Annotated in this window: 12 protein-coding genes, 1 other RNA gene and 1 pseudogene; 3 read left to right on the top strand and 11 right to left on the bottom strand. The window is 33.0% G+C overall.

Features of this window, described 5'->3' with window-relative positions; all coding sequences use genetic code 11:
• Window position 1: 1 nt before the first annotated feature.
• From lspA to JCM14209_RS02330, 3 genes and pseudogenes are all read right to left on the bottom strand, one after another.
• Window positions 2-442 carry a signal peptidase II gene (gene lspA / locus JCM14209_RS02340; RefSeq protein ID WP_025022023.1) on the bottom strand — a complete coding sequence of 147 codons (441 nt, stop codon included), beginning with the start codon at window positions 440-442 and terminating at the stop codon, window positions 2-4.
• A gap of 58 nt (window positions 443-500) precedes the next feature.
• Window positions 501-2,158 (bottom strand): annotated as a pseudogene (locus JCM14209_RS08830) (formate--tetrahydrofolate ligase).
• Between the two features lie 4 nt (window positions 2,159-2,162).
• The gene (locus JCM14209_RS02330; protein ID WP_025022022.1) at window positions 2,163-2,552 is read right to left on the bottom strand and encodes an EbsA family protein; all 390 of its coding nucleotides are present in this window, start codon (window positions 2,550-2,552) and stop codon (window positions 2,163-2,165) included.
• Window positions 2,553-2,607: 55 nt separating this feature from the next.
• Between JCM14209_RS02330 and JCM14209_RS02325 the strand changes: the two genes are divergently transcribed.
• Entirely contained in the window at window positions 2,608-2,994 is a 387-nt protein-coding gene (locus JCM14209_RS02325) for an RNase H family protein (protein ID WP_025022021.1), read from the top strand.
• Here JCM14209_RS02325 and JCM14209_RS02320 read toward each other — a convergent pair.
• From JCM14209_RS02320 to JCM14209_RS08825, 4 genes are all read right to left on the bottom strand, one after another.
• Window positions 2,991-4,124: a THUMP domain-containing class I SAM-dependent RNA methyltransferase gene (locus JCM14209_RS02320; protein WP_025022020.1), complete on the bottom strand. Its 1,134-nt coding sequence runs from the start codon at window positions 4,122-4,124 to the stop codon at window positions 2,991-2,993. The two genes, JCM14209_RS02325 and JCM14209_RS02320, sit on opposite strands and share 4 nt — an antisense overlap.
• A 75-nt stretch (window positions 4,125-4,199) precedes the next feature.
• Window positions 4,200-4,575: RNase P RNA component class B (gene rnpB / locus JCM14209_RS09835), an RNA gene on the bottom strand.
• A gap of 16 nt (window positions 4,576-4,591) precedes the next feature.
• Window positions 4,592-4,933: a cell division regulator GpsB gene (gpsB, locus tag JCM14209_RS02315; protein WP_025022019.1), complete on the bottom strand. Its 342-nt coding sequence runs from the start codon at window positions 4,931-4,933 to the stop codon at window positions 4,592-4,594.
• An 85-nt stretch (window positions 4,934-5,018) separates the two neighbouring features.
• Complete coding sequence (locus JCM14209_RS08825) at window positions 5,019-5,558, bottom strand: SLOG family protein (protein WP_035519794.1); 540 nt, start codon at window positions 5,556-5,558, stop codon at window positions 5,019-5,021.
• Window positions 5,559-5,672: 114 nt separating this feature from the next.
• Here JCM14209_RS08825 and recU point away from each other — a divergent pair, with 114 nt between their 5' ends.
• Together recU and JCM14209_RS02300 are read left to right on the top strand one after the other, a co-directional pair.
• On the top strand, window positions 5,673-6,311 hold the full coding sequence (recU, locus tag JCM14209_RS02305) for a Holliday junction resolvase RecU (RefSeq protein ID WP_025022018.1): 639 nt from the start codon (window positions 5,673-5,675) through the stop codon (window positions 6,309-6,311).
• A 23-nt stretch (window positions 6,312-6,334) separates the two neighbouring features.
• Window positions 6,335-8,635, top strand: a complete 2,301-nt coding sequence (locus JCM14209_RS02300; protein ID WP_025022017.1) for a transglycosylase domain-containing protein — start codon at window positions 6,335-6,337, stop codon at window positions 8,633-8,635.
• Window positions 8,636-9,015: 380 nt separating this feature from the next.
• Here the strand turns inward: JCM14209_RS02300 and nhaC are convergent, their stop codons facing one another.
• The 4 genes from nhaC to hisS all read right to left on the bottom strand — a co-directional run bounded on the left by nhaC (window position 9,016) and on the right by hisS (window position 14,737).
• Window positions 9,016-10,383, bottom strand: coding sequence for a Na+/H+ antiporter NhaC (gene nhaC, locus JCM14209_RS02295; RefSeq protein ID WP_025022016.1), 1,368 nt, complete (start codon window positions 10,381-10,383; stop codon window positions 9,016-9,018).
• Window positions 10,384-10,680: 297 nt separating this feature from the next.
• On the bottom strand, window positions 10,681-11,598 hold the full coding sequence (locus JCM14209_RS02290; protein ID WP_025022015.1) for a magnesium transporter CorA family protein: 918 nt from the start codon (window positions 11,596-11,598) through the stop codon (window positions 10,681-10,683).
• Between the two features lie 70 nt (window positions 11,599-11,668).
• Window positions 11,669-13,438, bottom strand: coding sequence for an aspartate--tRNA ligase (gene aspS / locus JCM14209_RS02285; RefSeq protein WP_025022014.1), 1,770 nt, complete (start codon window positions 13,436-13,438; stop codon window positions 11,669-11,671).
• Between the two features lie 3 nt (window positions 13,439-13,441).
• Window positions 13,442-14,737 carry a histidine--tRNA ligase gene (hisS, locus tag JCM14209_RS02280; protein ID WP_025022013.1) on the bottom strand — a complete coding sequence of 432 codons (1,296 nt, stop codon included), beginning with the start codon at window positions 14,735-14,737 and terminating at the stop codon, window positions 13,442-13,444.
• Window positions 14,738-15,055 lie beyond the last annotated feature (318 nt).

Below are 15,055 nucleotides of genomic sequence, written 5' to 3'. Positions count from 1 at the left end.
ATTAGCCTTCCTCCTTGAATAATGCCACAATAACAATAATTACTCCTATTGTCAGGCAGGTGTCTGCAAAATTAAAGATTGGAAAGTTTAAAAATAACGTTTCAAACATATCAACTACATATCCAAGTCGAATACGATCAATAAAATTACCAATAGTTCCTGAAATTAAAAATGTTAGTCCCAATTTAAAATAAATATCATTCCGATATTTATAAAAATAGTAGATCATAAGCATTAAAGCGACTACTGATATAATATAAAAAATCCACATCTTCCCACTTAAAACACTCCAAGCTGCACCATCATTTTTGATATTGGTTAATCCCAAAACATTCGGAATAATTACATTTGTTGTCGCTTCGTTTATATTTTGAACTACATATAACTTAATCCCTTGATCGCACATAACCAATAAGATTATCACAATAAAATATCCCCACATAACCTTGCCTCCTCAAAAATAGAGGTTAGGTAGCCCTAACCTCCATTACTACAAATAATTAATAAAGTCCTGTAATTTTTCCAGTTTCATCAATATCAATATTGTCTGCTGCAGGCACTTTAGGTAACCCAGGCATTGTCAAAATATTACCTGTCAATGCTACTAAGAATTTTGACCCTAATTTTGGCACGAATTCTCTGATATGAATTATAAAACCGCTTGGCGCTCCAACTAATTTCGCATCATCAGACAAAGAATATTGGGTCTTTGCCATACAGATTGGCATTTTATCCCATCCTAAACTCTCAAACATTTTTAATTGACGTTTAGCTTTAGGCGATAATTCATAACCTTTACCACCATAAATTTCAGTTACAATTTTATTAATCTTCTCTTCAACACTTTGTTCATTATCATAAAGTGCTTTAAAGTCACTTTTTTTATCGCACATTTCAATAACGCTTTGAGCTAATTGGATTGCACCATTTCCACCTTTAGCCCATACATCAGCAACTACTGCTTGTGTTCCAATTTCTTTACACAATTCGATTATTTTGTTTAACTCTGCAGTAGTATCCGCTGTAAATTTATTAATAGCAACAACGACCGGTACGCCATAGCGTTTCATACTTTTAATATGTCTAGCTAAATTAGCAAATCCTTCTTCGATTGCAGTTACATTTTCTGATTCTAAATTTTCTTTTTTTACTCCACCATTCATTTTTAGCGCTCTAGCAGTCGCTACAATTACAATAGTATCAGGAGTCTTTTTTAGAACCGGAACTTTAATATCTAAGAACTTTTCAGCTCCCAAATCCGCACCGAATCCGGCTTCTGTTACCGTATAATCACTCAATTGTAACGCAGTTTTAGTTGCAACAACACTATTACAACCGTGAGCAATATTAGCAAATGGTCCACCATGAATAATTGCTGGAGTATGATTTAAAGTCTGTACTAGATTAGGTTTAATTGCATCTTTAAGTAACGCAGTAATTGCCCCAGTAACACCCAGTTGATTAACTGTAATAGGTTCTTTTTCATAATTATATCCTATAACGATATTTCCAATTCTATGCTTCAAATCATTAAGATCTTTAGCTAAACATAAAATTGCCATTAATTCTGAGGCGACTGTAATATCAAATCCATCTTCTCTTGGAATTCCTTGAGTGAGCCCCCCTAATCCAATAACTACATTTCGTAAAGCCCGATCATTAATATCAAGTACTCTTTTCCAAATCACTCTTCTAGGATCAATATTCAAGCTATTTCCTTGATATATATGATTATCAATTAACGCTGCTAATGTATTGTTAGCAGTCGTTAAGGCATGAAAATCCCCAGTAAAATGAAGATTGATATCTTCCATTGGAACAACTTGAGAATACCCTCCACCTGTTGCTCCACCTTTCATCCCCATAACAGGCCTAGAGAAGGTTCACGTAAGGCCAACATAGACTTTTTGCCTAATAGATTTATCGCATCAGCCAATCCAACTGAAACAGTAGATTTTCCTTCTCCTGCAGGGGTAGGATTAATGGCAGTCACTAAAATTAGTTTACCGTTTTTTTCTTTTTTATTCTTAAGTGGTAAAGAAATTTTTGCTTTGTATCGACCATACGTTTCAATTTCATCTTCATTCAAACCTACTTGTTTAGCAATTTCAATAATGGGTTTCATTTGTGCATTTTGTGCAATTTCAATATCTTTCATAATTTCAATATCCTCCTATACTTTTATTAAAGGCACTTATAGTTGCCCGTGTCATTTTTTTAGAACAAATAATTCGATAATTTCGTAATTTTGTTTCAATAAAAAAGCCATATCTTTTTGGTGTAATATTATTAATATCTTTAAATTTTAATTCAAAACTGTTAAAGGAAATGACAGCATTAAAGCAAATCTTATCTTCACTTAAAGTTGCATAACGAAATAAAAGTTGAATTATTACTGATATTATAAATATAATAAAACTAATGGCTGACCATTTTTGAAAGACTGTTATTTCTAACCAAAACATCATTCCTGTAAGAAAAATCATCAAGGTCAATGACCAAATTGAAATACTTACAGGAATATCAGGCTGATAATAAAATTTTTCTTTCATAAAAATCACCCCGTAAATTCTTAAATAAATTTGGTAACACTCAGGAGGTTTTCGTATGTTAAAAATTTATACTGATGCAGCTGGTTATCCTAATTCCAATTTTTTTGGAATTGGAATCTTGATTGTCGAAAATAAGGTTCAACATCAACTTCATTTTAAAGTTAATGCTACCGACATTCATCAAGCTGAATTTCTAGCCGCAATCAAAGGTCTTAAATATTCAATTGAAACTTTACACAATACCGATCTAATTTTCCTGTACTCTGATAGTAAAATTTTAGTCGATAGTATTTCAAAAGAATATAGTAAGAGTTATCAACGCGACCTCAATATATTTTTATCACTAAGTAAAAAAATTAACATATTGCTTCCCACCTGGATTTCCGATAAAGAAAATTCTGGTGCTCATCATCTTGCGTTACAAGGACTTCACACGAATTAGTTACGAATCTTTTTACCCCAATATTGGAATAAATCTGTTCTTAATGAACCGTTGTAAAGTTTTCTTCGCTTGGTTGCTTTTTGTCCATAATATTGTTCAAATTGTAAATCACTCGTTAAAATGTATTTACTCCAAGATGTGAGTGGTTGATATACATCACCCATTTGTCGATATAACTCATGTACCCCTTCACTATCGCTTAAACGTTCACCGTATGGAGGATTGGCAACAATTACTCCATTTATTTTTTCTGTTCTAAAATCTTTTGCAGCCATTTGTTTGAAGGTAATTGAATCACTCAAGCCAACCTCTTGTGCATTTTGCTTCGCAATCTCAATCATTTTTCCATCAATATCGTACCCTGTAATATCTAGCTCGATATCATAGTTTGCTTGGCTGTCTGCAAGCGCTCTTTGTTCTTCTGATATTTTTTTATCAACCCAATTCCAAGATTCACAAACAAAATCTCGATTAAATCCTGGTGCAATATTATGACCTATCATTGCAGCTTCAATTGGAATTGTTCCTGAACCACATACTGGATCAACAAATGGCATTTCAGGATACCAACGTGCTAGCAATACAAGGGCCGCTGCCATATTTTCTTTAAGCGGCGCTCCACCTTTCGCAACGCGATAACCACGTTTAAACAAACTATTTCCAGTTGTATCTAAAGTTAACATCACCTTATCTTTATTTAACGCTACTTCAATTGGAAATAATGCTCCACTTTCTGGTAATTGTGTTCTCCGATGATATACACTACTAATTTTATTTACAATTGCTTTTTTTGTAATTGCTTGAACGCTAGGTACATTATGTAATTTAGATTTTTGTGATTTTCCTGAAACTGGAAAGTTTGCATCCAACGGTAATAAATCTTCCCAAGGCAAACTTTCAACATTATCAAATAATTCTGAAAAAGTAAGTGCTGTAAATTCACCAACAATAATTTTTACCCTATCAGCTGTTCTTAACCATAAATTAGTACGTATCACATCTTCAATTGTTCCATGATAACGAACACGTCCATTTTCGACTTGGACTTCATAGCCTAAATGCTTAAGTTCATTACCAACTATTGCTTCTAATCCTGCTGCACAGGTTGCAATTAAATTAAATTCTTTCATAATAAAATTCTCCTTAAAATAAAAAAACTAGGACAAATAGTTACCTATAAATCCTAGCACCCTGATATGTATTTCCTCTATAAGCCACGTTCCGTACGTCATTTAGCTCAGGAAGCTAAAATCGGTGGTAATCATCTATCTCCGAGTAAAAATTACTCGCCCCCATGATTAGTTCATTTCCGTCATGAAGCGCCCCTACCAAAGTTTGGGTTACCTGCTCGCAGGGTTTACCGCGTTCCACTAGTACAGTTTCCCATACTACTTCGTCACTGTGGCACTTTTCAAGACTACTCGAGCATAGCTATAAACCTTAGCTCTTTTATCTGCCGTCACCATAAAATGGTGCCTTGCCTTATTTTTTCAGCAAGTACGATCACTACAGGCATCTCAGCCTGTGCAAGCTTGGACTTTCCTCAGCCTGTTAAAAAACAAACCGCGATTACCAGAAGATATACATTTTTATTTAATTAAAATCGATTTGAACGATTTTCTTCATCGTTAAGTTGTGCACCAAACACATGTCTTTCTAAGTTTGATAAACGTTTTAGAATATCCATGTTAGTTGCTGCATTTTGTGGACGAGTAGTAACACCACTCTTACCTACAGTAACTTGTTTTGTTAATTCATCAACTTTTTCAGTTAACTGTGAATTTTCATCGTTTAAACGACGAATTTCTTTTGTAAAAACTTCGTAATCACGGATTACTTCATCTAAAAATTCGTCCACTTCAACTGAATCGTATCCACGCACTTTATTCTTAAAGTGTTTATTAACAATATCTTTTGGTGTAAGATTTACATTTTCCATCTAAAATGCACCTCATCTACATTTAGTAAACTTAACTCATAACACTGTTAGTATATCACACTTTTTTTTAAAATCCAATATTTTTTTACTCTCGATAATTTTCTGCTGCTTCTTGTAAAGAGAGCATATCTATTTTGGTCAATGAATAATCAGTTGTTTCCGCGTATTTTTTTACTGCTAAATAGTCATACTTAGGTTTTCCTTCAAATTCTTCATCGTAAACTAAAATAGCTTGATTAGTATGATCTAACATAAATTTTTGGTAGTTCTTTAATTGACTTGGATTTTTGTATTCGTCTTTACTAACTGCAGCGACAAAATCCGCTAATTCCCTTCTAATAAACAAGTGATATTGATTATTTTCATTCCAATTATTTCCAAAGTTCGAGAATGGTTCAATAACTGCAAGTTTCAATTCAGGGTATTCTGTTTTCAACTCCGATACCACTTCACATGTCCATTGTTCGATTCCCATTTGTGGTCCTGTAATTATCCATTCTAATCCTTCTTCAAATTTTTCAATTATGACTTTTTTCAAGGCATATTTAATTACGGAAATTTTTTCATCTTTGTCATTAAAAATTCCTAATTCATACTTTCTATACCCGGTTACCCAAATATTCATTTTCAATATCACCTCATCTTATATTATTTTATTTATTGATTAAATAATTTCAAATATTTTTTGATTACAATTCAAACAATTGGTATAATCTATTAGATAGGAGCGTGATTAATTATGGCTTTTCATTATCCAAACGGTCGACTTTATCAACCTACTAATAAAAAACAAGTTGAAGATAAACAGACTAAAAAAATTAATCATCGAAGTCTAAAAAATAATTCTAGCGTGATTTATGGAAATCGAGGAATGACACTAGAGCAAGCAATTAATGAAAGTAATAATTATTATCTTGCTGTAAAACGAGCAGTGATTCATAAAAAGCCTATTCCTATCCAAATCGTTGACGTTTCTTATCCAAAGCGTAGCGCGGCTGTAATTAAAGAGGCTTATTTTAAAAAAGCATCAACAACTGACTACAATGGCATTTACAAAGGTAAATATATTGACTTTGAGGCAAAAGAGACGAAAAATAAAACTTCTTTTCCGCTTAGCAATTTCCATTCACATCAGATTGAACATATGAAAGCCTGCCGCGATTTAGGTGGAATTTGTTTTACAATTGTTCGATTTTCAAGTACAGATGAATTATTTATACTACCTTTTAACTTACTTTTAAAGTATTGGAATGAAAAGGATTTCGCACGTAAATCAATTCCCAAAAAAGAAATTGAAAAGGTTGGGGTTAAATTAAAAAATTCAATATCCCCCCCTATTCAATACCTTGACGGAATTGATTTACTATATAATTTATAAAAACTCAATAAAGGAGATTAAACATGGATAATCATGATAATTCTCAACTTTCTCGTGTAGCTAAACGTCGCGAAGAAGACAAATTTAAGGACAACAATAATTTTTGGAACAAAGACCGAAAAGAACTCCTTAATAAGATTCTTTTGGGCTTTGTAACGGCTATCGTCGCTTTATTCGTTATCGGCGCAACAACTTTTTTCATTTATGCTAAAAGCGCTCCTACGCTTAGTGAAAATAAGTTAGCTAGCGCTGGTAATACTGTTATTTATGACGCTGATGGTGATAAAATCGCTACTTTAGGGACTGAAAATCGTAGTTACATTAAGGATAGTCAAATACCTCAACAATTAAAAGACGCCGTTGTTTCAATTGAAGATCGACGTTTTTATAAACATCACGGTGTTGACCCTTATCGAATTGTAGCTGCTGCATTTTCTAATGTTACTGGTTCATCTGCTGGCTTACAAGGTGGAAGTACTCTTGATCAACAATTAATTAAGCTTTCATTTTTCTCCACTAAACGTTCTGACCAAACTCTAAAACGTAAGTCTCAAGAAGCTTGGTTAGCAATGCAAATGGACCGAACATATACTAAGGATCAAATTTTAGGGTTCTACGTTAATAAAGTTTTCATGGGAAATGGCACATACGGTATGCAAACTGCTGCTAAATATTACTTCAATAAATCATTATCTGAATTAAATTTAGCCCAAACAGCTTTAATTGCTGGTATTCCCAATGCTCCATCTTCATATAACCCTTATTCAAACCCTCAATTGGCTACTCAACGCCGAAATGAAGTTTTGAATGCAATGGTTGAAAATGAAAAAATTTCTCAAGCACAAGCTAACGAAGCAAAACAAGTACCTGTCACTTCAGGTTTAGTTGAAAGTCATAAACAAAAAACAACTACTTCAAAAGAACGAATTGCCGACCCATACTTAAAAGAAGTTGTTTCTGAAGCTAAAGCTAAAGGATATGACCCATATCAAGGAAGCTTAAAAATATACACTAACTTAGATATGGATGCCCAAGAACGTTTATACGATATTGTTAACACAAGTAATTATGTAAGCTTCCCTACTAGCACAATTCAAGTAGCGTCAACTATTGTTGATCCTAATAATGGTGCAGTCATTGCTCAAATCGGTGGTAGAAACTTAGGTGATGTTACATTCGGTTTAAACCGCGCTGTTCAAACAGATCGTTCAAGCGGTTCAACTGCTAAACCGGTAATGGATTATGCTCCTGCCATTGAAAATCTTGATTGGGCAACTTACCATGCTTTAAATGATAGTCGTTATAACTATCCTGGAACTTCCACTCCTTTATATAACTGGGACAAATCATATAAAGGAAACATGACAATGCGTCAAGCGTTAGTTCAGTCACGTAACGTTCCTGCTATTCGTGCTCTTGATGCTGTCGGTTTAGATCGCGCTAAAACATTTATTGGTAATTTAGGTTACTCAACTAAAGATCTCACGTATGCTAACGGGATTGGGTTACCTTCTTCTACTCTTCAAAATGCTGCTGCTTATGCTGCATTTGCGAATGGTGGTACTTACTATAAGCCATCATATATTAATAAGATTCAGACTGCAGATGGTCAAATAAAAGACTTCTCAAATAAAGGAAAACGTGTTATGAAGGCGTCTACTGCTTATATGATTACTGATATGTTAAAACAAGTAATCACTTCTTCAAGCGGTACGGGGGATGCAGCAAGAATCTCTGGTTTATACCAAGCAGGTAAAACTGGAACAACAGCATATCCTTCTGACGTTAGTTATAAATACCCTTCTAATGCAACCATGGATTCATGGTTTGACGGGTATACAAAAAACTATTCAATGTCTGTTTGGGTAGGATATGATCATCAATACACTACTCCTTATTATTTAACAAATGAATCTAAATTAGCTCAACAAATCTACCGCGCTATGATGTCATACTTATCCCAAAGTGTAACTAATAGCGATTGGCAAAAACCAAGCGATGTTTATGTTCGAACTGTTGCAGGCCAACGAGAACTTTACTTAGCAGGGTCATCAGCTCCTACTATCTTCTCTCGTAGATCTTCTTCTAGTTCAAATAGAAGTTCATCATCTTCAACTTCTTCTTCTGAACAAGACGAAGATAATCGCGATGATGATTCTTCTGAAAAAACAAATGAATCAAGTGATTCAAATAATCAACAAAGTTCTGCAACAACTAATAATTCAACGTCTACATCTACATCTACATCTGCAGCAACAACGCCAAATTCTTCTGCCCCTGCTGGCGGAGGTCAACCAAATACTCCTCAAACAAATGGTAGATAATATTTAATTTAAAAGTAAATATTTTCCCAATAACAGTTAGACCTTTCAATTTGTCTAACTGTTATTTTTTATCCTTAAAAACATTTTTAATATATTTTCTTTTTTACTTTAAGTTTCTTACTATTATTACAATAGTAGCTATAGTATCTTATATATAAACTAATTAAGAGACTACTGGATGCTTCTAGGACAATTCTTTATCAAAAAAGATAATAACAATAATCACCTTGCATTATAATTTTGATACATCAAACTAGTTAGTAGTTTTTGGAGATATTTCATTAAATATAAAAAATCTCGGCAATAAACCAATTAATAATTTATTACCGAGATTTTTATTCGAAATTAAGTTTTTAGTCTCGTTTTATCACGTTATAATTTTATTCTTTTTTTAATTTCAAGCCAATTCCAGTGTATCCACTTAAAATTGAAAATACTGGTGAAAGTAAACTAAAGAATACAAATGGTAAGAAATGTAGTACTGGAACTCCCAATGTTGCAGCTGCAAATGAACCTGCAACCCCCCAAGGTACTAAGTAGTTAATTACACTTCCACCGTCTTCAAGTACTCGACTTAAAGCTAACGGATCCAACCCTCTGCGATCGAAAGCTGGTTTAAATGCCTTTCCAGGTAAAATAACAGATAAGTATTGTTCACCAACAAACACGTTAACACCGATCCCAGCTAAAATTGTGCTGAGAATTAAGTTACCTGGTTTAGTTAATTTAGCAATAATTGGTTGCATAGCTGTTTGAATGATATCAAACTTCATTAGCAAACCACCTAATGCAAGTGTAGTAATGATCAGTGAAACTGTTCCCATCATACTTGCAATTCCACCACGTGATAATAAGGCATCAACAGCGGAATTATGTGTATGTGAAACAAAGCCACTTTCAATCAAAACTGATAATTCTTTCAATGAGAACTTACTATCGTCGATGTAAATCAAGGCAATTGTAATAAGAATATTTGTAAATAAAGTTGGAATAGCTGGAACTTTCAACCATGCAAAAATAAACATTAATATAATTGGGATAACTGCAATCCAACTTACATTAAAGTTAGACTCTAAAACTTGAATTGTAGATTGTATTTTATTTTCGTCTAAATGTCCATTACTGTGACCAATAAGCAAGAAAATAATTAATGTTGTTAAAAATGCTGGTACTGTAGTCCACATTAAATTTTTAATGTGTTCAAACAAATCTGAGCCAGCAACTGCTGAAGACAAGTTGGTTGAGTCTGATAATGGTGACATCTTATCTCCAAAAATTGCTCCTGATAAAATTGCTCCTGCAACAATCGCTGGGTTAATTTCCATTGTAATTCCCATACCAAATAATGCAATACCAACAGTTGAAATTGTGGTAAATCCACTACCGATTGATGAACCAACTAGTGCACACACTATAAATACTGAAGGTAAGAAAAATTTAGCACTGATTAACTTGAATCCAACAACCATCATTGAAGGAATGATTCCCCCTTTAATCCAAACTCCGATTAAAGCTCCAATTAAAATAAAAATAAAAATTGGAATCAACGCTGTACTAATACCTTCTTTTATTCCCTCATGAATATCATCCCAACTTGCTCCATGCAATTTAATCCATAAAATTAAAATTGCAATTACTAATAATACTGGAGTCTGTGGTGATAAACCGAAACGAATAACACCAAATCCTAAAATCAATAACATTACAATAAAAACCATTATTGATTCAAATAAACTGAATTTTTTCATATCAAATCCTCCTTCTTCTTAAAAAGATATTCTAAAAAAGCTATAAAAAAAACCCAGCTGCAAAATTGCAACTGGGACGATTATTTTAAACCGTGGTACCACCCAAATTTGAATTCAATTGAATTCCACTCATTTCAGATGATAACGGTTCTGATCCGAACTTAAATGTATTTCAGTTAATAACCCTTGCTAATTCGCACCAACCACTAGCTCTCTTAATACCCAGATTATAACCTAATTAGAATTTCTTAAGATTATTTTAATTTTAACACAAATTATATCGCTGTCAACAAAACATTATAGAAAATCATTATGTCTTAAATAAATATATAATGCTCCCATTAATACAACATTTGCTCCAATAATAATTATCCAATCAAAATCATTATTTAAAATTGGTAACTTCACATTCATCCCAAAAAATCCAGTCAAAATTGTTGGAATAGTTAAAATCAATGACCAAACAGTTAAAAATTTCATCGTATCGTTCAAATTATTATTTAGGATATTATTTGATGTTCGTGAAATTTTTTCTGTAACTTCATTTGAAATTTCTACTGTACGTGCAGCCTGTTCTGCTTCAATTAATACATCATCTAATTTTTCTTGTGCATTTTTGGTAATATGCCATGAAAATGGTGTATTTTTTAAATTTTCTAACATCATTAAATTTGTTCTCGCACTTGACGAAACAAAAACCAGACTTCTTTCCATCTGTGCCAAATCCAATAAATCTTTATTTTTGATTTTTGAATTTAGTCGTGCATCTAATCTATTAACTCGATTATTTATTTGATTTAATGCCCGTTGAAAATATTTTGTAGCATGCAATAAGAATAACATAATAAATTCAGTGGCATCTTTTGCATCTTGGGCTTTTTCTTCTTTAAATTCTTTAAAAATATACTCAGTTTTATCTGTATGGAACGTATAAACTGTTGTACCTTGAAGTAAAAATATCAATGGTCGAGTCGTAAAATGTTCCGTATTAGCTTCTGGCCAAACTGGAATATCATATACAATCAATTCTGTATTCGTCAAAGAGTCATGGTCATAGTGGGGCCTTTCATTTTTATCAGCAACATATGAGATGATTGTTGGCGTAAAATGAAACCTTCTTTTTAATTGTAAAATATCTTTTTCATCAATATTTTTAATGTCGTACCAGCTATAATTTAAAGGAGATTTCCCATTAATTTCTTGGCGTCGAATCATATTTTCACCTCGCTTTAATTTCATCTAATACTACAAAATAGAGGCTCAAAAATTAAGCCTCTATCTTTACCTATTTATCTTCAGGAATTTCTGTATTTAGATATAATTCTTCTAATTGCTTTTGTGAAACTGTACTTGGAGCCTTAGTTAAAGGTTCTGATGCTTTTGAGTTCTTAGGAAATGCAATAACTTCACGAATGTTATCCTTCTTAGCTAAAAGCATTGCGAAACGATCTAATCCTAAAGCTAACCCACCGTGTGGAGGGAAACCATAATCTAAAGCTTCCATAAACCATCCAAATTGTTCTTCTGCTTTTTCTTTTGTAAAACCTAAAGCTTGGAACATTTTTTCTTGAATATCACGACGGTGAATACGGATTGATCCCCCGCCTAATTCATAACCATTTAACACAATATCATAACTTTGTGCGTGAGCTTTATGAGGGTTTGTAGTTAATAATTCAATATCTTCTTCGTTTGGCATGGTAAATGGGTGGTGAGCTGCAATAAATCTTTCAAATTCTTCACTATATTCAAATAATGGCCAATCTACAACCCAAACAAATGCAAATTCATCTTTATTAATCATATTTTGTTCTTTTGCAATTGCAACACGTAAATAACCTAATGAATCAGCAACAACCTTACTTTTATCAGCAACAAATAAAATTAAATCTCCTGCTTTAGCATCGGTAGCAGCTAAAATTTCATCTGTCTTAGCAGTTAAGAATTTGGCAATTGGTCCTGTTAAGCCTTCTTCAGTAACCTTAACCCATGCTAATCCTTTAGCACCGAAGCGTTTAATATATTCTTGTTTTTCTTCAATACCTTTACGTGAGTAACTTTCAGCACCACCTGGGACAGTAATTGATTTAACTTGTCCCCCGTTTTCTAATGTTGAATCAAACACTTTAAAACCAATTCCATTTACAACTTCTGATAAATCCTTTAGTTCCATCCCAAAACGAATATCTGGCTTATCTGAACCAAAGCGATCCATAGCTTCTTGCCAAGTAATTTGTGGAATTGGGTTTGTTAATTCAATATTTAACGTATCTTTCATCACACGTTTCAACAAACCTTCAGTCATTTCTCGAATCTCTTCGGCTGTCATAAATGAAGTTTCAATATCGATTTGTGTAAATTCAGGTTGACGATCACCACGTAAATCTTCGTCACGGAAGCAGCGCGCGATTTGATAATATCTATCATATCCAGCTCCCATTAACAATTGTTTGAATAATTGTGGTGATTGTGGAAGTGCATAAAAATGTCCCGGATATACACGAGATGGTACAAGATAATCACGCGCACCTTCTGGAGTTGAACGTGTTAGATATGGTGTTTCGATATCTAAAAAGTGATTTTCATCTAAGTAGCTATGTACTGATTGTGTAATGCGGTTTCTAATCATTAATGAACGTTGCATTTCTGGACGACGTAAATCTAAATAACGATATTGCAATCGAGTTTCATCAGAGGCATTTGTATTATCTGAAATATCAAATGGAGTTGTTTTTGCGGCATTTAAAACTTTTACGTCTTTTACTTCAACTTCAACTTTTCCTGTTTTCATATTTGGATTAATTGCATTTTCATTTCTTAATACAACCTTACCCTGAACTTCAATTACATATTCTGATCTTAGACTTTCAGCTACTTTTAATGCATCTTCTGAAAATTCTTGACTAAATACTAATTGAACAATTCCTTCAATATCTCTTAAGTCAATAAAAATAAGATTCCCAAGATTACGTCTTTTTTGTACCCAACCTTTTAAACAAACTTCTTGGTTTAGATAGTCTTCATTTACAAGACCTGCATAAGTTGTTCTTTTCATAAATTAACCTTCCTTTTTTACTTGTTCTGCTAAGTTTGCAAAATTATTCTTAACATCAGCTAACGATACTTTAATTTCATTACCTGATTCCATGTATTTCAAGTTAGCTTTTTGTTCATTTAATTCTTGTTCACCAATGGTCAATGTAAACTCTGCATTCAAACGACTTGCGGTTTTAAATTGTCCTTTTGGTTTACGATTTAAATAATCACGTTCTACGCTAAATCCTTGTATACGTAGAGATTCTGCTAATACAAGTGTTTCTGTATTTGTTACTTCTCCAATACCGACAACGTACACCTCTAAATTATTTTCAATTGGTAATTGATTTTCATCAGCATCTAAAACTAATAATAAACGTTCAACTCCTAAACCAAATCCCATTCCCGGAGTTTCTGGTCCACCTAGTTGTTCGACTAACCCATTATAACGGCCACCCGCACAAATTGTTGTCCATTTACCCTTAAACGCCTTTGAATCACTCATTATTTCAAAAATAGTATGATTATAATAATCTAATCCACGAACCATATTTGAATCAACTACATATTTGATTCCTAAGCTATCTAATAAATTACATACCGTATCAAAATGATTTTTAGACTCATCACTTAAGTAATCTAAAATAGATGGAGCATTTTCAACGATTTTTTTATCCTTTTCATCCTTACTATCAAGAACACGCAATGGATTTTTGTGTAATCTTTCTTTAGAATCATCTGATAGTTCACTTTCAAATGGCTCTAAATATGAAATTAGTGCTTGGCGATATTGTTCTCTCGTTTCTTTATCTCCAAGAGTATTGATGGATAGCTTTAAACTTTCCAAACCGAAACTCTTTAATAAATTAATGGCCATAGAAATAACTTCTACATCTAAAGCTGGGTTTTCAACACCAAATGCTTCTACCCCGATTTGATGAAATTCTCTTAATCTCCCTGATTGAGGACGTTCATATCGAAACATAGGCCCCATATAAAATGTCTTATATGGTTTTTGAAATTCCGGACCGTATAATTTATTTTCTACGTAACTTCTAACTACACCTGCAGTTCCTTCCGGACGTAGTGTAATATGTCTATCACCTTTATCAAAGAAATCATACATTTCTTTTGTTACAATATCTGAAGTTTCTCCTGAAGTTCGAGAAAATACCTCAAAACTTTCAAAAATAGGCGTACGCATTTCTTCGTAACGATATTTTTTAAATAATTTACGTGCTTTTTCTTCGACATATTGCCATTTTTCTGATTCTCCAGGTAAAATATCCGCTGTACCCTTAGGACGTTGATACTTCATTAAAATTCACTCCACTTCATATTTTTAGACCATAAAAAAAAGCCTTGTTATCCATCTATTGATAACAAGGGCGCTCATAGCACGGTACCACCTTTTACTTATAACTTTCACGGTGTTAACGCTGCCAACGTGTATCTCTACATACCTTAAAAGTGTCTTCTTAAACTTTCCAAGTAGGACTTCACAGCTCCCCGTCCCTCTCTGAACTCTTCAAGTAAAATACTCCTCTTTTATCCGGTCTACTTATATATAGTTGAAGTATACTAATATTAATGAAATTTGTCAAGAAAATTAATAATTATTTATTATTTTATAAAT

Origin of the sequence: Ligilactobacillus hayakitensis DSM 18933 = JCM 14209 (genome assembly GCF_000615845.1) — a bacterium.
GTDB lineage: Bacteria > Bacillota > Bacilli > Lactobacillales > Lactobacillaceae > Ligilactobacillus > Ligilactobacillus hayakitensis.
This window is presented reverse-complemented; position numbering and strand designations above follow the sequence as displayed.